A 22,205-nucleotide genomic window follows, 5' to 3' on the forward strand; every position below is an offset into this window, starting at 1 on the left:
TCGGGAGTCGCACTTTGGCGGTCAAGCGGGAATGTTTGCGCGACGTATTCTTCGGATGTAGGGCGAAACAAGCCGACATCGAGAGATTTATGCGGCATTGCCAAGATAAAGCGTGTCCTTCGAACCAATAGGTACAGCCATTTTCTGTACATTCGAGAGTGGGCTAGCCCTGCGGTCCAGGGGAAGCCGCCCTAAAAAGCAGCGCCGTGATTATAACCTTGGACTTTATGCGTTGAGATACACCCATGGTCGTATTTGAGACAGTTATCCCGGAACATGGCTCGACTATGACAATATGGATTGGGCATGGAGAATACAGAATCAGCTCCGATCTCTTGAGTCACAATTTTTCGAACGCAACGCGGCATTAAACCTGTTCACTAATGCGCGGTCGATCTGACCATCGTTTGCAAATCCCGAAGACCGGGAACGTGGCTCACGATCAGAAGATTCAAATTAACGCCGTTATGCACTTGAAGAGACGACCGAGTTACTGGCGATTAAAGGCTTGAATAAACTGAGGCAATACGAGCCAGTACCGCCTGACCGTGAGCGAGCGAAGCCTTCGCGGCCAAGTTAAGCTTGTCTTCAATCATGTGACGTGGAAGCCACTTGGCTTCCTTGCCGGAGAGTTCAATACATCCGAATGTGGTCGATTTGATGGCCATGAAGTGATTATAGGCCTCGTCCGATTTTGAGGTTACTTCTGCTCCGATGATCGACGTGTGACCCGCCTCCGTTTCATCCGGTTTTCCTCTTGCCGTTGCGCCCACCTTACCGCACCCTGACGACGTTGGCCGACCGAATCCCAGCCTGGAAGTGGCGGATGACGTTCTTCTAGTGCGTCGAGCCAAGCGCACACGACCGCATTCTGTCCTTCGTCATAGTATGCAGTCTCCGGCGGCAGCGGTAACGGGCAGATTTCAAGTGCGCGCAATGGCTTGGCGGTGCCAAATGGTTCGCCAGTGTCCCAATGGTATTCAACGAACAGAAACGGCGTTGGGTCCATCTTGTAGCGCGAGATCAAAAAGCCTTGAGCCTCCGGGAGCCAGATACCGACATAGGCGTTACGCGCCCAAATCGCGTAGGCCATCCCCGCTTGCATGAGCTCGATGCTCAAATAATCAGCATTGGTCTGCATACGTAGAAGCCAATTAAGGTGAGGATCGTTTTCGGAGAACATCGTCAGTTGGTCACATGCCTTTATCGATTAATGCCTTTATGAGCAAAGCCCCTTTGGCGATACGATCCTCCGTATCGATGCCGTTTTGCTGTGCAATCGCGGTTATCCATTCAGAAGGGTTGCTCGGAATGGCCTGGGTACCGTATTGACTAACGGTCCGTGTGAAAGAGTCCAGTTGTGCAGCATCCTTCAAGCCCGTTATATCCACAGCCAACCCCGTTCGACACAGCGAACTTTCAATCGACTCTTTCTAAGCTTCAAATAACGCGCTTCAGTTTCGTACCCGGGAAAGCAGCGTGGCCAGCCTTCGTTGCCGATGTATTGTAGCTCCAACCCAGCAGCGTCTGCCAGCGCCAGCAAATAGGCGTCGTGGTGGGTACTGCGGGCGTCACAGGAGGCGCTCTTTGGCATGCATATCCCATATCCCGGATAAGGAGCCAGTACGTAGCCCCCCTGTGTCAGGATAGTTGTCGTATGGTTCTTCCCAGAAGTCTTCCAGATCCTGCGGCATCCGGGCGGCCGCTTTCATGAGCTGACCATAGATGCGCGGATGGATCCCCTGGATCACGGAATCGATGATCTCCCTTTGCCCGAAAGGCGCGACCGTGCCGTCCGAGTCCTCGCCGACCCGCGTCTCGTCGGCCTTCCGGTAGCGCAACCTGCCCGCGGCCAAGAGGCCTTGCGTCTCGAGATACAGGCGCGGCGTTGGTCCCCAGACCCTGGCACCACAGCCGCCTACATCCTGGCGCTCTGGGACCATTACCACGATGCGTGCCTGGCGCTGAATACCGTGGACTTCGACGGCCTCCTCACCGTGGGCGCGCGACTGCTGCACGATTACCCCGACTTTGCCCGTCAACGCGCCGGGCGTTTCACCCACCTCGAGGTCGACGAGTTCCAGGACACCAACAGCGTACAGAACGCCATCCTCGACATCCTGGCCGCGCGCCACCGCAATCTCGCGGTCTGTGGGGACGATCGACAGCCCATTTATGGTTTTCGGGGCTCCGATATCCGCATGATGCGCGCATTTTCGAAACGCGACCCCGAGACCACGGTCGTGGATCTCATTCGCAACTACCGGTCGACACCGGCCATCGTGGACGCCGCGAACGGCTGCGCTCGGGCGATGCCGGAACGTCTCTCGGTCTCCGACATGGTGGCTGCGAAGGCCGGCGGTGGGACCTTCCGTCCCGAAGGGCGGGAATACCTGGATGATTATGACGAGGCACGCGACGTAGCGGCTGAGATCACCAAGACCCACGACACCGGCGCGGAGTGGAGGACGATGGCGGTGCTGTACCGCAAGCGCACCCTGAAGAACCTCCTCGAGGATACGCTCGTCCGCGCCCGTGTCCCTTACGCCGTCGTGGGTGACCTCGGATTCTTTGAGCATCGGGACGTGGCTGACGCGTTGGCGCTCGCGCGGGTGCTGTGCGACCGCGACCACACGACCGCCTGGAAGCGGATTCTATCGGCCGGCGGCTGGGGGGTTTCGGACAAGGCGTTTATGGAGACGCTCGGCCCGGATGGCGCCTGGGAGACGGTCTCGCGTCTGGCCGGGAGGAAACCGAAGGCTACCGCCCTGCGGGATCTCTTGTTCCGCGTGGAATATTTCGGGACGTGCGGGCTCCCTCAGTCCTTGGATGAGGCGCGTCTAGTTACACGCGGTCCTTGGGGCGGCATTCCGCCCCGCGATACCCGGGAATACCTGGTAGCGTTGTGGGAGCGATTTCTCCTGCCGCCGCTGACGGCCGACAAGGAGCGGGCACTGGCCCGTAAGTTCGCGACCAACTCAGGCGGGGCCGCCCAGCGCCAGAAGCTCCTCGAAGACGATCTCGAGCAATGCGCCTTGCGGGTGCGGCTTTTGGCTGATCTCGTCGACGACTTACGCCAGCAGGCGGCCAGTTGGCAGGCGGTTCTTGATGACCTGGCCCTGCAGACGGACGTGCACACCGCGGACAGGGACGTGGTGCGGCTCATGACCGTGCATGCCGCCAAGGGACTGGGGTTCGATACGGTCTGGTATTTGGGCGGCGCGATTGCGATACCCGGGATCTCCTAGCCGATGACCCGAACGAAGAGCGGCGCGTGTTCTATGTCGCGATGACCCGGGCGCGCCAGCGGCTCGTCGTCACGTTTGCCCAGGAGCGACACCTCTACGGCCAGATCAAGGTTCGTCGGCGCTCGCCGTTTTTTCTCGAGGTCGAGAGCCGGTTCGAGGCGGTGCTATTGGCCATACGCGAAGCCCTAGGAAGTGATTGACCTCCTCCCCTCGTCGTACCGAACCCTAAGGGCGCGAGTGGCTGGCACGCCCGCAGCGCGGATAAAGCCACCCTTTCGCGCCCGTTACCCCGCGCAGCGTGGGCACCCGTGGCGGTAGCGTAGCGGACGCGTCTGGCCCTGTAAGGTATGTCTTCTATACGGATGGGGGCCGGGGTGGTCGGGGCGCACGGTTTATAACCTACTTGCCAATTGAAACCCATTAGGTTAGTGTTAGCCCATGGAAAAACGCAGCCCACACTGCCCGCTCTCCGTCGTAAAAACCTTACTGGAGGCGGGCAAGGTGAGCACCACGTACGCGGCCCGATCGGGAGCCGGTGATTTGGGGTTGGATTTGGCCGGCATGCTGGCGGTGGTGAGGGCGCTTACGCCTGCCGACTTTCACAAGAGCATGACGACGCATGCGGATCATCGCATTTGGCAGGACGTCTATCGACCGAAGACTACGGTGGGCGATGTGTATCTGAAACTGACGGTCATTGATGATGTGCTGATCGTGTCCTTCAAGGAGCTATGACGATGAAATGTCCGGTATGTGGGGCGGCCGAACTGATCCACGACACGCGGGACTTGCCCTATACGTACAAGGGGGAATCGACCGTCATTCCCGACGTGGAGGGGGATTTTTGCCCCGCATGCGCGGAATCGATTCTGGGTGTGACGGAATCGGAGCGCGTCATGCAAGAGATGCGTATCTTCGCAAAACAGGTCAATGCCGCGATCGTGGATCCGGCCTTTATTGTTAGCGTACGCAAGAAGCTGGCGCTGGGTCAACGAGAAGCGGCGGAAATCTTTGGCGGCGGTGTCAATGCGTTTTCGCGTTACGAAAACGGCAAGACCAAACCATCCTTGGCGCTAGTGAAACTCTTGAAGGTCTTGGACCATCACCCGGACCTTTTAGGTGAGGTCCGGGACAAGACTTAGCTCTCTTATAGGCCGAATGGCCTATGGCCCCCGATGTTTTGGGGGCCTTTTTTATGCCCGAAGAAAACTGAAATGCGCTCAATTTCCCCCGACGCCGATACTCCTGAAGCCCCCCTCTTGGAGGGTATAGGAGAGATGGTATGCCGCAACGGCCTGACCGCACTGCCCGGAAGACCTCGACTCGCGACAATTCCCGCGCCGACTTGCGTATTTCCGTATCCCGGTACGCCGTCGGGATCCCAGGATTTCCCCCAACGTTGACCGGGGTATCAGCGGACCTTTTCGCGAAAATGATCATGATCCGGCGAATGACCAACATTATTGGGCGCCATTCGCCGCTTGCGTTTCCCGGCAATCCTTTATGCTGGGTTTGTACCGCTACCCTTTCTCATTTTTCGACAGGGGCCATTGATGCTGGACGATGTCGCTTTGATTGTTCTTACACACGCCGGGCGCGTGCACACGATTCTCGAGCCCGACGGTCCCGTACCCCACACGGTCGTGGAGGTCGATGGCGAAAGCCAGAGCCCCTACGCCTTCAGACTGTGGTCCCGCGCCGCGACTATCACCTGGTGAGCGAAGGGAATACCGATGCACCCCTGGTGGTAACGCTGAACGACATCGTCGCGGTCAAGTCGTTTGCCCTGCCCGGCGACATCAAGGTGAATGATAAGGTGCTCTATCGTAACCCGGACGGCCACTGGCGCAAAGACGAGCTGCGCGTCACTGCGATACGGGAGCGCTATGAGTGCGTGTTACGGAACGAGGACGGCGATACCTGCTCGGTGCTGCTCGACCACGACATCAAGGCCATGATGCCCGGCACCAAACTGAGCAAGAAGCCCAAAAAGGCGCCCGGGTCTCGCGCTGGCCGGCCTCGGAAGGGAACAAGCGCACAGCCCGACGCCGCGCCGTCCCTTTCTCCTCACGGATTGACGCCCGCGTCTACGACACCCGTGCCAGCCGCGCAGCCGGACACGCACGAGGACGCATAGCATGTCCTGGCACTTTGTCCGCGTTGTCGGCGCGGCCCTGAATGTTTTTGGGAGCGGTGGCCTGCTTTTGGAGGGGCTGTCTCTTCTGAGGCAGGAGAAGCGCACTCACAGCCGTGTGTTGCGCATCTCGCATAAACTGCTGGCCAGCGCCGAGGCCTCGGCGCTGGCTTTCTTTATCGGCAATATGTGCCTGCTACTGGCGGACGTCGGGCCAGCGTGGTTTTAGTGCGCCGCCCTTCCTTCCCACGATAGGCGATAAGGGGCATAGAGATCGCACGCCTCCTCGTGTTGGTGATCACCGGTTGCCGTTGATTTCCTGGTCAAGCGCTTCGTCGCCGTCGCCTTTCTCTTTCTGTCGTTTCCGCCTTCGAAAGGGGTGGGCACCCTTGTGGGCGTGCTTGGGGGTACGCTTTTGCGCAGGACGGGCCGGCGAGCGCTCCGCCAAGGCATGAAGACGATCCACGGCCCGCTCAAGCTCGCCGCACGCCGCCTTCTCTTGAATTTCCTCGGCGCTGCCACCGACGACCGTGCGGACCAGGATCTTGGCCTCGGCTTCGGTCTTGCCGAGATTCAGGGCTTCCGTAAAACATAGGTTCTTGAGGCTGAAGATGCGCCGCGTAAAGACAGAGGCCGCCAGCGAGTCTCGTTCGCTGCGGGCCACAAGAGAAAACAGCGGCATCGCCATCAGTTCTTCTTTATGGGCCCGCTTGCCGCACCGGTCATGATCCGGTATGGCGGGGTCATGGGCCTGCATGAGAGCCACGCGCCGCTCGAGCACGGAGAGCGCCAAGGGATCCTCGTCCTCATAGGCCAGGACCCAGAGGCCCGGGAATGGGAGAGCAAAAAGGTCGGATTCGTTCACGGTATCCGGATGGAGTGTTTCGTTAGCCTGATAATATCACTTGGACGCCCGGGCCTCACGGCCGATGGCCCTCCTAAATCCGGGGTTGCCAAAAAGCCCGCGGGGCCCACAATACCCCTATGGAACCCCCTTTTCTGGAACTGTATCGCGACACCCGCACGGGTGATGTGCTGCTTTGGGCCGGGTAAGACGGGCGCCATGTACGGCTCCGTTATCTGGGCGCGTCGCCCGGGGACGAAGATGGCGTTCTGGTTTACGATGCGGCGACGTTCCTGGGGTTGCTGCGGCGGGGCATCCTGGAGGTGATTCCCTACGTCGTCGAGACGGATGCCTGATCCCGTGCTGCTTTTTTGATCAGGTGGCCATGACAGCGTCGTGACCGGGCCGGCCGATCTTTGTCCCCAGACCTATCCACAGAATTTGTGGACAACCCAATCGTCAATCCTATGCCCTTATTCCGTGGCCGCGCCCTTACCCGTAATGGGCGGAGCGGCGGTCTTCGCACATCGCCGAGTCGGTCGGTCTTCGGTGGACAGCGTTTGGGCCAATTTCAGAAGCGATGACGTGGTCTTGTGCCGAAGGCCTTCATTGCGCAGGACCGCAACAAGGATCGGTATCGACCAGTGACCAGCGAGGACTACGAGCCGGTCCGCCCCCTCTTCACTCCCACCCCGGCCGCCCGAAATGATAGCCCTGCCCCCAGGAGATGCCGAGGGCGGCCACTGAAGCGGCCGTTGCAGCGCTCTCTATGCTCTCGGCAATGGTGATGATATGGAGATCGGCGGCCATGCGGGCGATGGCCTCGACCACCCTTTACCCACACGAAAACCTGAAACGCCATCATAATTATGAGAACCCAATCGCCTCATCAAGCGCCTGTAGCATAGTTCGCCTGCTCCTTTGTGACGAGAGAATTCCAAGTGCGGTACTCCACTAGCGACGGTATCTGCTCCAAACTCCCAAGCGGCTCGATGCCCATTCTCGTCAGGTGGCCCAGCAGTTCTTGCAGCACCTCGTCTTTACGCATGGACCAAGTGGATGCAAAGCAGCGCCAAAATATCCAGCCCGCCCGCTCCAGAACGCGCTGGCGACTCATGTCGGCGGCCCAACGGTCGGGTCCATGGAACTCGTCCCCATCACATTCAATCGCAAGACGCACATCATTGGCCCCTTCGACAACCATGTCGATACGAAATGAGCCCGCCTTGACCTGTGGCACGACCCGGTAACCCCGCTGGAAGAGCTCAGAATAGACCTCCTTTTCAAAGCCAGATTCGCACAGGTCAATGAGGCTGGACGATTCTTCGGGCGGGTCTGGCGGGTCGAGCGGTTTGCTGAAGTGCTCCAAAAGACTGCGGCGGAGGTTGTCCGCGTGAGACAGCTCCGATAGTTGGACCGACCGGACCAAGTACATACGGTCGCGAGCGCGACTCGCCGCAACATTGTAGCGCTGTTCGAACATGTTCCCGGACACTGCCTTGCAGTTCGTAGGGCCGACCACCATTGAAAGAAACATAATATCCCGTTCACTACCCTGAAAAAACCGCGCGTCTCCGCATTCGAACTGGCGATGCAGAAGTTCCGCCGCGTCGCAGCACTGGCGTACAACGGTGTCGATGTGTTTTGCTTGGTCTGGCCCAAGAAGGGACACCACGCCCAGGGTGCGTCCAGCTAAGTGGGGGTCCTTGAGGATGGCTTCGATTTCCTTGGCGATAAAATCGGCCTCCGGTCGATTTACGTCCTTGACACCACGAATACCGTCCTCGACGTAAACGTCCACCAGCGGCGGGTCGATCCGCTCGGATGCCTTAGGAATGCGTAGGGGTTGAATAAAGCCATCATAGAAGGTGCGGTTGCTAAACGCGATAATGGGGGAGACACATCGGAAATGTTCACGCAGCATTACCTTATTCGCCGCGAAGACGGTCGACGCAAGGTCGTAAAGCGATTTCTCCGGTGTAAGTACCGCCGCGTAGGGCTGCTCGCTCAAGAATCTGTCCTTAAGCTCCTGAATGCGAGCAGATGCAATAAACCCGCCATCCGGGGAAACTTGCTTGTCATCGCCGACTACCAGAATCTTTTTGCCGCGCAGAACAGCAGGCAAGGCCCAAAGGTCCGACTGGCTTGCTTCGTCGACAATCACGATATCAAAGCACCCGAGCTGTGCGGGTAGCGTCTCAGAGACCTTAGCATGGCTCATGACCCAACATGGCACTGCGCCCTGGGCATCCAACATCGCTCTTTGGGCATCACGGCGGTGTCGAATGGCGTTCGGACCTGTGCCCATACCGATACGCCGCACGGCAGTCCTGTAAGTCTCGAGGGCGGACAGAACTTTCGGTGATGCCCCGAGCTTAGTGGAAAGCCGAGCCGATTCTGACACTAGGCTTTCGTAATGCTTGGCAAGTCTGCGCTCAAGATCCTGGCGACGCGCGGCCAACGTGCGGAGTTCCTCGCGTGCCTCAATGGTGTCGAGATACGTCCTGACCTGCGCCCAGTTCCACGCATCGCGCCACGTCACAGGAAACACATAGTCCTCCCCAGACGCATGAACAGGTTCTGTTCTCACCCGAATGCCGAGCTTCGAAGCCCCCGCCCGCTCAATGCGCGTCGCCATTTCATTGACCACACCGAGGTCATACGTAAGACATTCGACCCGACGTACCTCTCTGACAAGTTCTGAATACTTGGCAACAATCCGCTCGACCGGTAATGTCGAGCTGCCAAGCTCCTCATCTGCAAAAATCCGCAACGCCTCTGAAATCGGCCCAGAAGTACCCGCGAGTTTTTCTTGCAGTATGGCAAGCTGTGTCGCGGCGAGACCCAAGTCCGCGCGCATCAGATGGCGGCGTAAGTGATCTCGTACCTCGCGCAAGTCAGCACTCGTGCCCTTGAGCTGTTGCATCGGGGGTTTAGCAAAAACCTTTTCTGCCAAAACAGGGAGGTGTACATCATAGTAAGTTCCCAACAAATGGGCCTTCTGTGCATCAGCCGAAATCAACTCGATTTGCCGTAACGCCGACACGCCGCCCGCGAATTGTGGCACCGAAAGCAGCTCAGACAATTCGTTCCAGCGCACACTAAGCGAAAGCGCCTGCTCGTGCAGGTCGATGTAGCGCTTAACATGCTTCCAGTCATCTGCTGAAATGGGGGGGCGCCCGACAACGCGTATCGCGTCGAGACACCTCCTGGCATTCCCGGCTCCGATATCGAACAGGCCAAAGGGTTTTCCCAATTCCGCACCACGCTCAATAGCCTCCCGCGCCTTCGCCATATCGAGCGTGGCCTTAGGGGCCTGGACGGGTCGCTTCAGGAATTCGCCCCGAGCCTTGATAAGAACATCAATTTCAGCAAATAGAGCTTCCAGAGCCTGTCGCTCGCTTGCGAATGTGGCTTGTCCACATTTTCTGCGTAGCTTGGCCGTCCAGGCTTCACCCGTATCCTCCAGTTCCCGAACCAGAACCACCGCAATTTCGATAGCGGCTAGTAATGCTTTGACGTCCGTAAGCACTTCCGGCGAAGTCGTACGAAGCGCCAGCAAGCTACCCGCTTCTTCTTCGCTCTTGATGGCGTGCATATCCACAAGAACCTGATGCAGCTGTCCAATATCGGTCGCGGTGAGTAAGGCTGAACTTGACGGGATGCGCGCCGAGACATAAACGATGTCTTGCCCCAAACTTCGTCGACTTCCGCGCAGGGCCACCACGTCAGCGCCAGACAACGGTGGCGCGAACGCCGCGTCCAAAAATACTTCATCGTCGAACCACGCATACCGCTCGGCACCCGATATGACCAGCCCGGCCATCTTTTGAGCCCGCATGGGTATGCCGTCAACTTCCACTTCCGAGAGCTGTGATAGGGCAATCTCGTCTACACGACGGTCAATGGCCGAGAGTTCTGTATGGGCCCTGTCGATGGCGCTGCTTTCCCTCTCAATATTCGAGCGGACGACTTCGGGGTTTAGCTGAGACACGTCATGGATAATGGCCTCTACCGCAGCCTGGAACTGTCGCATACCCTCCCGATCGCCTGCGAGTAATGCGACGGTCAAGGGACGTACGCCTTCTGGAATCTTTGACTGCAGCACCTTCAGCGCCTGTTCACCCTTGGCTGTGACGAGAACCTTTTTCCCAGTAGCCAGATAGTGGCAAACGATGTTCGCAATCGTATGAGTCTTACCCGTCCCTGGCGGGCCCTGGACCGCGACACCAGAAGACCGCTCGAGTTGCTCGACGATAGTCACCTGCTCATGGTTGTAGGGCAGCGGGAAGAAGAGTTCTTTGACATTACCTCTCCCGTGACTACCGTACCCTCCAGACAAACCGCGGAAGTGCACAGGCTCGTAAGTGGATATTTCGTCTGAGGGTGGTGTCACAAGAGCCAGGGGGCCGACGGGAATCTCAACACCGGAGACTAATTTTTCCTTAAGGCGCTCAATATCCTCGTGCAGATAATTGTTCGAGCGTGGTCGGACTAGGAGCACCCACGCGTCGGATACTACCAAGTCATCTCCTGCTTCCGGAAAACTCTCCGCACCTGCCACATAGCGGCCCCTTTCGTGCATGTTCCCTGCAATGAGTTTGAGTAGGTGCTCATAACTGCCCGGGTCAAAGGGGCTCACTGGCCGGTCCGAACCGTTAGTGAGAGCGTCTCGGGCCACCTTTTCGACGTCTGCGGTACCGAGCACCTGGCTTGCGGAAAACGCATCGAACTCAAGCCGAGGGCCACCGACTGTCCTGGGCCTAAGTACAAGAGCGAGGCTCTCGGCTTCTAGTGTCAACTCGACTGCCTGAGTCAGCAGAGGATACTGAAATGGGATGACGGTTGGACTAGACTTCTCGGTATAGGGAAGTTTCCAAGAGGACACACCCACACCCCACACCATCTCGTGCGGCTTGGCGGTTTCCGCCGACTCAAGTTGGTGCTTGATGGCAAAGAGGTCGCCATAGAGCCCAATGGTCTTGCGGCATGGTTTCTCTCCTTCAGCCCAAGCTGACCAAATTTGCGCGTAGGTCTCCAAACTGCGACTGACGGTACCTCGCAACCGCACCTCAAGCGCAAGGCACTCAGCGGATGTCTTCCCCTGCGTGATTTGCGTAATCTGGTGCCCAAAAACCACCTCATCAACATGCGGAAGGGGGCCATTGGGGTCATCGCCTATCGCAATATAACGCTTAGTTATGGGGTCAGTTAGCTTTGGTGGGCGACTCGCTTCAAGTCGAGCGACGCGCAACCAAATGTGGTCACCCTCAACCTTGATATCGAAATCGACACCGGGCAGGCCCTGAAGGTCTGACTTGGCCTTGATGAAGCCCTTGTGCTGACCGAGGTTGAAACCCCGCGGGTCGACCTCTTTGCCTTGCTCGAGGATGTAGTTTAGAAGCTTATGGAGAAGAATCTGGCCACTCATTGCGCGTTCCCTGGGCAAAGCCTTCGAGCCAGGGTGCAATAGCAGGTCATTTTGTCGACAATAATCACAATGTAAACATTCATGGCAATTCGTGCGGCTTCTCCGCACCTCCGCAACCCCGCATTCAAGATACTCCTGAAACAACGGCGCGCCGAATGTGGGCTATGGAAACCTCCGATGTCTGTCAAGCTATCTACCATCTCCATGATTCACTCCCCAACATCAATTTCGTCATAGCGACCTTTGTTCCGTTCACTGCCGCACCATTAGGCATCACATCGTAGCAAGCGATGCCGACTCCGGAGATGGTCCCTGGCCAAGACTATATTACAGTTCGGCCAGAACTCCAGGAGTTTGACCGACCATCAGAGAGTGAAACCTGACTTTTGCGGATTCCCGCGAACCCACTCCCCCCTATTGGCAATCATGTAAATCCGCGTCTTTTGAGCACAAAAACACGGAATGTCCGTCAGCGCGGCGCATAGCCGTGCTGTGCTAAGGCCTGACGCAACCGCTCGGCAAAGGCCTGCATAGAGATAGCCTCGTTTTCGTCAATGGCCAGCGCACGATGGTGGTCCCAGCCGGCGCGCTTCGGTAATTGGGCAAAGGCCCAGGCCTCGTGGAGCGTGATCGCATCCACGAGCAAGCGTAGGACGTAAGGCAAGGACACCGCATCGGGGGGAGGGATATCTGGGGGGCGCCCGCCCCTGTGGGGGCACCCCCTTTATGATGAAAGACTCTACCGGGCCTGCGAGGTCGCCTCTTGTATCAGCGACTCGAGGTGCGCCCACCCCTCCGGAACCATGCGTTCCTTATGGAGGCCATTCACAATCCACAGGCCGCTTTCCCGGATTTTTGTTTTTGGTGAGTGGCGCCCAAGCCAGTGATGCGAAGGGCTACATTCCCGGCACAAGGACACCGTCGCAATGATCTGGGATTCCAGAGCCAGCCGATCCTGCTTTTGGGCTACCGGCAACACAATAAACGTGATGCGCTTCTGAATATATTGAGTCACCAGAGCCTCAATACTGTGTTGTTTAACGGTATCTATACTTCCGGCATACTCTTGCTTTTTCGCCCGTGTCGTTAAGTCTATGTCCCACCACTTTAAGAATGGATCATCGGCTTTTTGGAGAAAGGCGCGTCCAATGTTTTTCCGAAAGATGCTGCGGTCTTTATTCTCCTGCACAAAATGCTGATTCAACCGAGACGGTAATTGGTGGGCACCCGTATGGGTACCCACGCGGACGATCCTCTGCCCCCCATGCCCTTCCTCGCCCGCCTCAAAAAAGACGTAGAGGCCATTGGCCGGGATACACTGCGCATCGTAAGGAAAGGCCCATACCGGTGCCTGATGGATCAGATGATGCAGGGTGCTACAGGTTGCGCTCAGACAATTGCCTCTTTAGATATTGGAGTTGGCGACCGATAGGCAGACCGACCATCGGTACGTCGTAGGTCGTCAGATACGGAATAAGAGGTTTGCGATAAGTCTCGCCCGCCAGAAAGGTAAAGCGATCCTGTCGCACATCCGCATGCGCCCGCAGCTGGTTTGCCACCCCGAGCGCCCAGTCGCGAATTTCCGCCGGTGACTTATCCTTCAATGTTACATTATAGGGCTCAATCGGCTCTTCGGGGTCCACGAGACCGTACAGGGCCGACAATATGAATATCCGATCAGGCTGAAGGCTACACGCATACTGAAAGTTCAGCCGAAACAACGGGCTCATATATAGGTCCTTGGCTAACGCCCGGGTCTCCCGCTTTTTCTTCACGCACGCTATCAAGACCATACTTCTCATCGCGACAACACCTCAGACACCTGCTCGGAGCGCTCCCTATGAGGCAACAGGATGCCAAAGGGAAACGCGGCCTACTTTATACAGATCACGGTCTGATTTGAAAGTCCGCCAGACCCCTTTCATGCCCGTTGGCTCAGGCCCCAATGTTACACCCACCCAATGCGTGTTTTCGGTCACGGCTTAAGCCCGCCACCCAATCATAATGGCACTGCGATTATCGTTTCCCTCCTCAGGCCTTCTGATGATCGGCAATGACCTGTCTAAAAACGAGGCTGCCGTATCCTGAGGGCCTAGGCCCGCAGCCAACGCGGCAATTTCCGTTAAGTCCAGATGGGAAACCCCGTCGGTCCCTAACATGAGGCTGTCCCCGGGATTCATGGTGAACGACCGTGCCACCACTTGGGGGGCATCGGCATGCGGACCCACCAAAAAGTAGCCCACTAAGGCATCATAGATGCTCGCAAGATCGGCCGTGTGACGGCCCGATGAGAGGATCGCCTCCCGTAGGGAGGCGCCATGGGGGTGGTCGGTCGTCAAAAGCGTCGCTCGCCCCTCGCGAATCGACCACGCCCGACTATCGCCTACATGAAACAGATGCACGTGACAGCCCCGCACCTGTGCGCAGACTAAGGTACTGGCAGCCCCGGCATGCGGGGTCTCGGTCCCCTGTTCCGTCAGGAAGGCTTGCAGCCAGGTCACACGCTTTTCCGTCGGCCAATCGGGGAAGCGAACATAACTCTCCTGGACACCCTGCAACAGCGTGCGACTGGCCCACGTCGCACCAAATCCCACATGCAGCCCATCGGCACAGGCAAAAACGGCCCGCTCCTCGAGGGCGCACGTGCCTGTGAGACAGACCGATTCGCCCTGCCACACCCGATTAGCAACAAGCATCGCATCTTGGTTCCGCGCATAACCGATGGCGTCACTCAACGCGGCATAAATAATCTTTGGCAAGCGACCCTCCTCATGAAGCCGGTCTGAATGCTCTAGGACAGGCGCCCATAATGGCTCGCGATGTGCTGCTGCGATCCTCAACCGAGGGCCGCAACGCAGCGCGTCATAGGCATCAACCAACTAATAAATCCGTGCTGGTTTGAATGGACCCGCCACCAAGGCACATCCCGGCTCTTTCGCTTAATCCAGCACCCACCCCGCTTTGACGACATCTTCGGCCTTCGGGAAAGAAATGACCTTACCGCTTGCGCGTATGTGCAGATCGTATTTCTCGTGGACGGCATCCGTCCCATCCATGTAGCCCAATCCGAGTTCATGGTGTTTGAAGCACACCTCGTTGGTGACCGGATGGGCCATAAAGTTGCCGCTCTCCAGCATCTCCTGCGTGGACTGCTGTAACGCTTCCGACCATGGATTTTCTGTCATGATGACGAGCTCCCCTGATAGCCTACAATTAATGCCTCAAAACCCCGGATACTTCTGCCAAACCCGTTCGCTTAAAGCGCGATTTGAGCGACCCCCGACATCGTCACTCTCCCCAATATTCCATTTTGGAAAGGCACAGAGATCCGAGGCCATCTCGGCGATCACATCCTGAAGCTCAAGAGGGGTTAGGAAAGACTCAGGTATCACCGCATGCCCATAGAGCGCGCCCGGGATATGGCCCGTGATAGCCCCGGTCGAATCGGAATCCCCATCATGGTTCACAGCATGGATCACGCCCTCTCTAAAGCTCGGGGCCGTAAGTGCGCAGTAGACGGCGATGGCCAACGCTTCTTCGGCCACCCAGCCTTGACCCAGTTGCGCAATGGCTGCATGCGGCGCTACATCAGAGGCCGCGAGCTTTTCGGCCTGCGCCAGGGCCTGCTCTGTCTCCTCGTGGTGCGCGTGTTTTCGTAGGCACGCCCGAGCCGCAAGAAGAGCGTCGGGCAAGGTCTTAGCGCGCACGATCTCCGCGATCAGCACCGCCAGCGCCCCGGCGGCCAGCGATCCCGTGGGATGACCGTGGGTCAGGGCTGCGAGCTTAGCGCCCAAGGCAAACGTGTCGGAGGGCGAACTTCTACTCTGCCCCATAACAAGCCCCACGGGGGCGATGCGCATCACGCCCCCGCACCCCTTGCTGTCGTTTGGGGCGGGGTCGCCTAAAACCGTCATGTGACGAATCGCCGAAAGGCAGGTCTCCCCTGGGCCGCGTTGGGCATGCAAAGCCTCTTGTTGGAAGAGCCAACCCGTTTCCTCACGATGAGCATAATGGGGATGCGGTCTCTGGCCTTGGGTCTTGTACCACCGGACATAAGCGCTGGCCGTCATCGCCTCGACGCTCGCCATGCCTTTATTGCGACGACGCACCCAAGTGCGGATCATTCCTTCGGCGGTAAAGAGCGTCATTTGCGTATCGTCGGTGATGGCGCCGACCCGCCCATAAGCCGGCGCATAGGCCGTGATTCCCTGGGCCCCAAAGCGCTCAAGGATCTCCGTACGCTTCATAAATTCCACCGGCGCCCCAAAGGCATCCCCTACGGCACCGCCCAAGAGGCAGCCCACAAAACGCGAGCGCATCAGCGCCGCTTCAGCCTCTTTTTGCCCGCGGTGCGCCGCGCGACCCGTGGGCCGGGATCGCGCCTGGGAAGGGGTGGCGCGTCCTGTCTCATTTTCGGTAGCCTCCTGCGACACCGCGTCCTGTCCCTGAGGCGCCGAAGAGGCCGCCTGTGGTCTGCGTCCCTTTGTCTTCGGCCGCACCGCCCTACTGTCTTCGCTCATACATCACCCCCATTGTGTCTGTGCGGCTTTTTCGCGCAGGCAAACGACCTATCCGTCAGCTCATCGCATCGTGCCTGACATCCCGGGTATCCCCTCACTCAGCGATACCCATGACTGGTCGCCCCTACATGATCGGACTGAGGGATATGAGCTGATAAGTGATATCCCCTCTTCTTCATCCGTGATCGTAAAATACCCACCATACTCAGACGCTTTGCGAAGACGCGGGTTTGATAGGGCGCCCTGGGCTTAGGAGCGCGCCACAACTTCCATCCGCAAAAATCGAACCGTGCCCCATGGCGGTCTGTCACTAGCACACAGGGGTATTTTTGCCGGCCGCCCGTATCTTCGATCCAATAACCCCTCCCTTCTCCCGGCACCAGTCGGCCCTCGGCGCTGATCGCGCCCAGGAACACGATCTGCTCTTCGGGTTCCCCCGCCTCTTCTGCCACCACCCTGACGACTGCCCTATCGGTCTCCCGTTTTGTCTCTCGTGTTATCGCCATGTCATGGTGCCCTATCGTCGCTGTGATGCCGACCCCATCAAAAAATGCGCCAATCGCACCATGGCCTCCGTATCTCGCCCGCAATAAGCCTTCAGCGAACGTTCAATGGCCTTTTTGCGGATCGTGGGTGTCTCGAGCGTAATGGCTTCCAAGTACGCTTGCTGCGCTTGACCGCCATCCTGCACACCGTCCAGCATTGCGTAATCCAGATCGGGGGCGATAGTAGGCAGCACTGCCTTGATCGACCAGGACCCTTTCATATCCGGATGGTAGTAGTGCGCGCGGGTCAAAGGCAGGAGATCGACCAAGCGCGGGAGGAGTGCTGTGAGGGCTGCGCCAAGATCAGGAAACCGCGCTGCCAACTCCCGAATAATGCGCCCCTCGAAGGCTTGGTTATAAACGAGAATGGGGCCTGAGGTTTTGAGGGTCGTCAGTAAGGATTCCGCAAAGGCCCGCATCGGTGCCTCACCCGAGAGATCCAGAAATTCCTGATGGGTGAGTGTTTTATCCTTTTTCTCGATATGGCACGACCACTGAAAGGGCAGCTGTTCATAAGGCCGCGTGCCCGCCCAAATCGGCACCGCAAACTGAATGGTCTCAAAGTCGAGATAATACCGGGGATAGCCCAACGCCTTGATGATAGCGGCCGCCTTAGGACGCAGGTCGGGTCGCTGAGAGACGGTGATCGCCCGTACCCATTCGTGGGTGTCATTCGTGAGCACCCCGGGCGGGATATCGCGCACATCGCTATAACCTTGAGCGGTCAAGACCTCCTGTTGTTTGGCGGACAGCCGCGGCAGAATACTTAAGGGATATTCCGGGCCCTCTCCATAGCAATACCCCAGAAAGGGACAAGGATAGGGATCCTCACAGTGATCGGTGAGTGGCGGCATGGGGCCCGCGAGCAGGGTCTGGGCCTCTTGGACCCAACGGGGAACCGCCGTTAACAGCGATGCGATGTCTTTTGTCAGATCCTCTTCGGCAAAGAGGCTGTTGACGCGGCCACTTGACGTGATCTCGTGGTAACAGCCCTTTCCGGGATACACAAAGGCGTTATGGACGTACTGCAGCACACTGTGGCGAATCGGGACCCCGGCCTGCTGAAAGGCATAGGTCTGGATGGCCACATCGTCCCGGTAATGATCCTTCACGCCGGTTGCGGCCTTCACCTCAATGAGATCCCATTTCTGAGCGACGGGTTTTAGGATATCGGCCCGCACCAGCAGGTCTTTATAGGCGACTGTCGCCTCAAAGAGCGGCTGGCGCGGCGGGGACTGCAAAGCCTCTGTGGTCTCCTGAAGGGCTAGTGATAAGGGTCCCTCGGGGGCAATAAGCCGCCCTCCGACATGCAGATCACGCGCCACGGCGCCTACCTGATGACCGATAGTAAAGGCCGCTGTAGTCGCATCAGCCTCCTCGGCACAATCCGGCTCATGCACCGAGAGCCAGAGCCGGCGCGGACATTGGCGATAGGCCATGAGTTTCGATTTCGACAAGCCGTAGCTCATAACCTTCTCCCCTCTCTTCCCGGAAGAATCTCATCCGATCCGGCCCGAACGCGACCCGATCGATGAGCGCGCACAGGCCGCACACCACAGTCAGACATCACGACAGCGCCGCCGTAAAACCCATGGCGCGGCTCTCCTTGCGATGGCGAACACCCCACGCCCCGGCGACTGCGTCCACGAAAGCCGCCGCCGTCCATATCCCTTGAAGGCGCAGTCCCTTCACGACCGCCGCCACGTCACCGACCGTTAGCCCCTCACAATCATCCAGGATCTGACGCTCCGAGGCCGACAAGACCGCCGGTATCCCGTGGTCTGTGAGTACACGCATCATCAGCGTGCGCCTTTGGACACGACTCAGTGGCTTGAAGGTCAGTGTGCGGTCGAACCGCCGGAAGACAGCGTCGTCGAGATCATCGAGGGCATTGGTGGTGGCGATGAAGATCCCATCGAATTCTTCCATCTGCGTCAGCATCTCGTTCACCTGAGTGACCTCCCAGCTCTGGTGGGCGTGTGCACGGTTGCGCAAAAACGAATCGCATTCATCCAGCAAAAGGATGGCGCCCTGCCCACGGGCCCGCGCAAACATCTGACGGATGTGCCGTTCGGCCATACCGACATAAGGGTCAAGGAGGTCGGAGGCCCGATAGCTCACAAGCGGGCGCCCGAGGGTGGTTGCGACCTGCCGCGCCCAGGCGCTCTTGCCGGTTCCCGGGGCCCCGGCACAGAGTAGTCGGGCGCTGCCCGCAGCCTTAATGCCGGCGACCAAAGCCGTGAGATCGCAGTCGGCCGAGAGATACTCGAGATCATAGGCAAGCGGCAACGCCAGCAGACTGGGCAGTCGGGCCTGCCCCAAGATCGTCAACAGGCCATTTAGGGTCTCCTCGCAAAAGGCGGCACGCATGTCGCGATCGGGTCGGTCGGCGATAGTCGTGGTCTTCGCGGCCTGGGCGAGCACGCCTGGCACCAAGGTCTCGTGACGGGCAATGCGCGCGGCCAACGGATGATCGGTAAGCCCCAAGGGCTGCAAGTATTCGGTCACCAGACGGGCGCGCACGGCCGGTGGCGGAGGCGGGATCTCGCAGGCGAGGCTAAAGCGTCGCAACAGCGCCGGATCGATGCCCTCGATACTATTGGTAATCCAGAGAGTCGGTGCAGCCGCCTGCTCCAAGAGATCCACGGAATAACCCTTGCCAGGCCCCGTCCGGGACCTGAGCCCTGGAAACTCATACTCTTCCCGAAAATAGTCCTCGATCTCATCGAACAAGATGATCGTGCGTCCCGTCGCCGCCCCCAGGTGCGCGACCAGACGTAACGCCTTTACCCGCTCATCGCGCGAGAGCCCGTCACCCTCTTCATCCATCACCGCAACCTCGAGAAGCCGCGCCTTAAGATCCGCGGCCAGCGCCCGAACCAAGGCCGTCTTGCCCGTCCCAGGTGGCCCATAAAGGAGGATATTGACGCCCTTGTGACCATAGCTTGCCTGGTCCAGAAGCGGTCGCATAAGGGCAATGACGCCCGCCAAATGCGCAAAATCCGCGAGCGCCCGCGGCGCGCCGGTGGTGGGCTTCACATAGCGGGCCAACAACGTGGCCGCACAGAGATCGGGCTCCAAAAGCCGCGAAAAGAGATTCGGCACGGTCTCTAGCCAATCATCGAGATCCAGTCGCACCCCCGCGCTCTCCACACCGACGAGGCCTGCTGTCACGAGCACCGATGTCCGCGTGAGCGCCGCCGCTACAGCCTCGGGTGCTACCTTCAGGCAGACCGCAATCCAGTCGATCAACTCGCTGCGATTACGCACCTGCCCGAAATAAGCGGTCCCTCTCTGAAAAGCCCCCCGGTGCTTGGCTAGCGCTGCCAACACAAGAAGCGCCTGCTCGACCTCATTCAAGCTCAAATCTGCAGCCAAGACCTGTAGTGCCGGAATCTGGAGCAACGCGGTCTTTTCGGCATCGCGCAGCGCGGCCTTCAAAGCCAAAAGCAGCGCGCGTCGCGACGACTGACCATCTATGGTGTCAATGCCGAGCAAGGTTTGCAGGGCGGATTCCTCCGGTGCCCACTCGTCTTCGTCACAGGCCCGCTCCCAGACCTTTCCCAGACGCCGCCAGCCATCGGTCGCAAGCAGCCCGCGCAAAAGCCACAGGCGCCCGCGCTGATCAATCGCGGCATGGGGGCCCACAGCCTTGCGACGGAAGGCACGGGGGATCGGGGTTTTCGTCATAGGGGCTCCGGGATCAGTAGGAAAGAGACCTCTATAATACGACCATCTTGCGTCAAACTGTGTCGCAGACCGCAGGCCGCTCAGCTTGCGTGGCGCCTGACCGGAGGCCTGATCGCCGCCCGTGCCCCTGTCTTTCCTGTACGCGGCGCACGAGCCGGCCTTTGGTAGGCGTTAAGCGCCGCACTCAGTGTCGTCATCATCCAGCGGCGTAAAGCGATGGGTTTGACAACCTCGATCTCGGCGCCCTGACTCAAAAGCCACGTGCGCAGATCCAGACTGTCTGTGACGCGTGCGCGCACCACACAAAAGCTTCCTTCCTCCGTGATCGCCTGATCATGAGCCAAGGGCGCTTCCTGCAGGTAACGCACGCTCTTCGCTGGCACCCGTAGAACGAGCATCAGAGGAGTGGCCTTAAGCGGAATATGGAAGGCGCCGCTTGCCACATGGGCGTCCAGATCAAAAGTCGACGGGCGCCGGGCACGATCCGGCTCCATCGCGACCTCAGTCATGCGATGGAGCGCATAATGGCGCACCTCCGGATATTCCCAGGCGGTGGCAATCAGATAATAAACGCCTTGGGTGCGCACCAATCCGAGCGGGTGCAATCGATACGCCGTGGCCTTGTCTTCTCCCATACGGCGGTAATGGACCGTCAAAACACGGCTTTGGAATAAGGCCTCGCAGACCGCCCGCAAGATGGCAGGCGCCACCTGCGGACTGTGTCCGGGACGCCGTCTTTCCAGAACTCGCACCCTGTCTGGCCAATGGGACAGGGCGGTCGCCGTCCCATGCGCCAAGAGACTTCGGGCCTCCGTGAAAAAGGGCTGCAGGCCCTTTTGCAAACTGGCAGGCACAATCTCGCCCATATGCATCTCGAGCAGCACAAGGGCCAAGGCCTGCGCGTCGGTGAGACGGATGCCGCCATCAAGACGCGCCAATCCTTGCCACGACACCCGATAGGGTTTTGCGGTGCGATTGACGGTTATTACCGTGCCAAAGACGGTCTCCAGGGTCTGAATATCGCGCTCCAGGGTGCGAACCGTAAGCCCCTTGATCGTATCGGTGCTGGTGGTGGCCTGGAGGTACTGCCAAAGATCGGGGATGGTGGTCGACTTGGGATGTGCCGGAATGGCGCGGAGCACGCGCCATTGCCGTTCGAGCGTTTGACCTTGCATACCGAAACCCCACGATTCTTGTCCGATGTCATCGCTATTCTAGCAAAGTGGAGGATTGCGGCGGGATGAGGCCCGCTTGCGGGGCCGCAAAACGATACGCTCCCGCCTGCGCAGACCCGCCCCGTCACAGCATCCGCTCACGCGCCCGGGACGTGCGCTTTCAGCTAATCGGAAAAGAGGTAATCCTGTTCGTCACGGTCGGTGGTGTAATGAGGACCGGCGCGCCACACCACAGACTCTTCGGCGAGCGTAAAGAACGCCCGAATGGCCGCCTTCGCGACACCCGTAAAGAGCGCCCGATCCCTGTAGACCATAAAGCGCCCGTCGCGCGGCCGGTACAAGACGCATCCACGCGGAAAGGCAAAGTAGGGCTGGTCGCGCCCTGTGGGCGCGATTTCCGCGGTAGGACCCTCCCAGAAATTCGTGTGCGTATCGGGGCTGTCACGAAGACCCGCGACACGCTCCTCCCCCTCCGAGATGGCCCACGCTCGGCCCCAGAGCCGACCCGCAAAGAACCAAAAGATGCCGATCTTTCCGGAAATGGTGTCCACCATCACCCGCCTCCGTCGATCCCGGTCGCCTGCGCGCCTCTCTACACCGTTGCCAGTCTCAAGGGAA

The 22,205-nt window shown here is 58.9% G+C and carries 24 protein-coding genes; 7 read left to right on the forward strand and 17 right to left on the reverse strand.

The features are described from left to right. Window positions 1-500 precede the first annotated feature (500 nt). The 4 genes from ACYCTF_RS02950 to ACYCTF_RS02965 form a co-directional block, all read right to left on the reverse strand. Entirely contained in the window at window positions 501-668 is a 168-nt protein-coding gene (locus ACYCTF_RS02950; RefSeq protein WP_461284521.1) for a hypothetical protein, read from the reverse strand. Between the two features lie 32 nt (window positions 669-700). Next, window positions 701-1,141 carry a hypothetical protein gene (locus ACYCTF_RS02955; protein ID WP_461284522.1) on the reverse strand — a complete coding sequence of 147 codons (441 nt, stop codon included), beginning with the start codon at window positions 1,139-1,141 and terminating at the stop codon, window positions 701-703. Window positions 1,142-1,193: 52 nt separating this feature from the next. Next, window positions 1,194-1,391 carry a hypothetical protein gene (locus ACYCTF_RS02960; protein ID WP_461284523.1) on the reverse strand — a complete coding sequence of 66 codons (198 nt, stop codon included), beginning with the start codon at window positions 1,389-1,391 and terminating at the stop codon, window positions 1,194-1,196. 180 nt (window positions 1,392-1,571) lie between these two features. Then, window positions 1,572-1,856, reverse strand: coding sequence for a hypothetical protein (locus ACYCTF_RS02965; protein WP_461284524.1), 285 nt, complete (start codon window positions 1,854-1,856; stop codon window positions 1,572-1,574). 6 nt (window positions 1,857-1,862) lie between these two features. On the opposite strand from ACYCTF_RS02965, the gene ACYCTF_RS02970 reads away from it, so the two are divergent. The 7 genes from ACYCTF_RS02970 (at window position 1,863) to ACYCTF_RS03000 (ending at window position 5,611) form a co-directional block, all read left to right on the forward strand. After that, complete coding sequence (locus ACYCTF_RS02970) at window positions 1,863-3,248, forward strand: ATP-dependent helicase (RefSeq protein ID WP_461284525.1); 1,386 nt, start codon at window positions 1,863-1,865, stop codon at window positions 3,246-3,248. Next, entirely contained in the window at window positions 3,206-3,448 is a 243-nt protein-coding gene (locus ACYCTF_RS02975) for a 3'-5' exonuclease (RefSeq protein ID WP_461284550.1), read from the forward strand. The genes ACYCTF_RS02970 and ACYCTF_RS02975 overlap by 43 nt, the downstream gene beginning before the upstream one ends. Before the next feature lie 238 nt (window positions 3,449-3,686). After that, complete coding sequence (locus ACYCTF_RS02980; protein WP_461284526.1) at window positions 3,687-3,983, forward strand: type II toxin-antitoxin system MqsR family toxin; 297 nt, start codon at window positions 3,687-3,689, stop codon at window positions 3,981-3,983. A gap of 2 nt (window positions 3,984-3,985) precedes the next feature. Next, the gene (locus ACYCTF_RS02985) at window positions 3,986-4,390 is read left to right on the forward strand and encodes a type II toxin-antitoxin system MqsA family antitoxin (protein WP_461284551.1); all 405 of its coding nucleotides are present in this window, start codon (window positions 3,986-3,988) and stop codon (window positions 4,388-4,390) included. A gap of 411 nt (window positions 4,391-4,801) precedes the next feature. Then, window positions 4,802-4,966 (forward strand): hypothetical protein, encoded by a 165-nt coding sequence (locus ACYCTF_RS02990; RefSeq protein ID WP_461284527.1) that lies wholly within the window; start codon window positions 4,802-4,804, stop codon window positions 4,964-4,966. Next, window positions 4,963-5,385, forward strand: a complete 423-nt coding sequence (locus tag ACYCTF_RS02995; protein ID WP_461284528.1) for a hypothetical protein — start codon at window positions 4,963-4,965, stop codon at window positions 5,383-5,385. The genes ACYCTF_RS02990 and ACYCTF_RS02995 overlap by 4 nt, the downstream gene beginning before the upstream one ends. A gap of 1 nt (window position 5,386) precedes the next feature. After that, window positions 5,387-5,611 (forward strand): hypothetical protein, encoded by a 225-nt coding sequence (locus ACYCTF_RS03000; RefSeq protein ID WP_461284529.1) that lies wholly within the window; start codon window positions 5,387-5,389, stop codon window positions 5,609-5,611. A gap of 69 nt (window positions 5,612-5,680) precedes the next feature. Here the strand turns inward: ACYCTF_RS03000 and ACYCTF_RS03005 are convergent, their stop codons facing one another. The 13 genes from ACYCTF_RS03005 to ACYCTF_RS03065 all read right to left on the reverse strand — a co-directional run bounded on the left by ACYCTF_RS03005 (window position 5,681) and on the right by ACYCTF_RS03065 (window position 22,141). Then, entirely contained in the window at window positions 5,681-6,247 is a 567-nt protein-coding gene (locus tag ACYCTF_RS03005) for a hypothetical protein (RefSeq protein ID WP_461284530.1), read from the reverse strand. Between the two features lie 660 nt (window positions 6,248-6,907). Then, window positions 6,908-7,057 (reverse strand): EAL domain-containing protein, encoded by a 150-nt coding sequence (locus tag ACYCTF_RS03010; RefSeq protein WP_461284531.1) that lies wholly within the window; start codon window positions 7,055-7,057, stop codon window positions 6,908-6,910. A gap of 58 nt (window positions 7,058-7,115) precedes the next feature. Next, entirely contained in the window at window positions 7,116-11,657 is a 4,542-nt protein-coding gene (locus tag ACYCTF_RS03015) for an AAA domain-containing protein (protein WP_461284532.1), read from the reverse strand. Window positions 11,658-12,126: 469 nt separating this feature from the next. Next, window positions 12,127-12,321, reverse strand: a complete 195-nt coding sequence (locus ACYCTF_RS03020) for a DUF7706 family protein (protein WP_461284533.1) — start codon at window positions 12,319-12,321, stop codon at window positions 12,127-12,129. Between the two features lie 75 nt (window positions 12,322-12,396). Beyond that, a complete protein-coding gene (locus tag ACYCTF_RS03025) occupies window positions 12,397-12,900 on the reverse strand; it encodes a hypothetical protein (RefSeq protein WP_461284534.1) in 504 nt (167 codons plus the stop codon). Window positions 12,901-13,033: 133 nt separating this feature from the next. Then, complete coding sequence (locus ACYCTF_RS03030) at window positions 13,034-13,459, reverse strand: DUF6884 domain-containing protein (protein WP_461284535.1); 426 nt, start codon at window positions 13,457-13,459, stop codon at window positions 13,034-13,036. Between the two features lie 180 nt (window positions 13,460-13,639). Continuing rightward, on the reverse strand, window positions 13,640-14,416 hold the full coding sequence (locus tag ACYCTF_RS03035; RefSeq protein ID WP_461284536.1) for a PP2C family protein-serine/threonine phosphatase: 777 nt from the start codon (window positions 14,414-14,416) through the stop codon (window positions 13,640-13,642). Window positions 14,417-14,596: 180 nt separating this feature from the next. Further along, window positions 14,597-14,842: a hypothetical protein gene (locus tag ACYCTF_RS03040; protein ID WP_461284537.1), complete on the reverse strand. Its 246-nt coding sequence runs from the start codon at window positions 14,840-14,842 to the stop codon at window positions 14,597-14,599. Window positions 14,843-14,878: 36 nt separating this feature from the next. Beyond that, complete coding sequence (locus ACYCTF_RS03045; RefSeq protein ID WP_461284538.1) at window positions 14,879-15,976, reverse strand: ADP-ribosylglycohydrolase family protein; 1,098 nt, start codon at window positions 15,974-15,976, stop codon at window positions 14,879-14,881. A 718-nt stretch (window positions 15,977-16,694) separates the two neighbouring features. Further along, complete coding sequence (locus tag ACYCTF_RS03050) at window positions 16,695-18,191, reverse strand: DUF2779 domain-containing protein (protein WP_461284539.1); 1,497 nt, start codon at window positions 18,189-18,191, stop codon at window positions 16,695-16,697. A gap of 97 nt (window positions 18,192-18,288) precedes the next feature. Then, window positions 18,289-20,412 carry an AAA family ATPase gene (locus ACYCTF_RS03055; protein WP_461284540.1) on the reverse strand — a complete coding sequence of 708 codons (2,124 nt, stop codon included), beginning with the start codon at window positions 20,410-20,412 and terminating at the stop codon, window positions 18,289-18,291. Between the two features lie 80 nt (window positions 20,413-20,492). After that, window positions 20,493-21,587, reverse strand: coding sequence for a helix-turn-helix transcriptional regulator (locus tag ACYCTF_RS03060; protein ID WP_461284541.1), 1,095 nt, complete (start codon window positions 21,585-21,587; stop codon window positions 20,493-20,495). Between the two features lie 164 nt (window positions 21,588-21,751). Continuing rightward, on the reverse strand, window positions 21,752-22,141 hold the full coding sequence (locus tag ACYCTF_RS03065; protein ID WP_461284542.1) for a hypothetical protein: 390 nt from the start codon (window positions 22,139-22,141) through the stop codon (window positions 21,752-21,754). Window positions 22,142-22,205: the final 64 nt, after the last annotated feature.

It is taken from the genome of Acidiferrobacter sp., from assembly GCF_054609335.1.